A 275-nucleotide genomic window follows, 5' to 3' on the forward strand; every position below is an offset into this window, starting at 1 on the left:
ATCCAGTGTACACCTGGCGTATATAAAAGTTTGTGGTGTTGTACATATTCTTAGCGTTATGACAAGATGCTTGAAAATAAGAATACATACGATGCCCTTTTTTAATCCAAATTTGAAGAGTTTTATAGCTTGATGGATTTTCCTTTGTCATTTTATTCACCTCCTTGTTAAGGATATTATAGCAAAAAAAGAACGTACGTTTCCTCTTTTTTCTTGAAAATAAAATATTTCTTTCGATTCACCTCACCACCTTCACTTACGTTTAGAGGTGGGAG

At 33.5% G+C, this 275-nt stretch carries 1 pseudogene; it reads right to left on the reverse strand.

Features of this window, described 5'->3' with window-relative positions:
- Positions 1–151, reverse strand: a pseudogene (locus tag BAQ44_RS30370) (RNA-guided endonuclease InsQ/TnpB family protein); the annotation flags it as partial.
- Positions 152–275: the final 124 nt, after the last annotated feature.

This window comes from Bacillus mobilis, from assembly GCF_001884045.1.
Classification (GTDB): domain Bacteria; phylum Bacillota; class Bacilli; order Bacillales; family Bacillaceae_G; genus Bacillus_A; species Bacillus_A mobilis.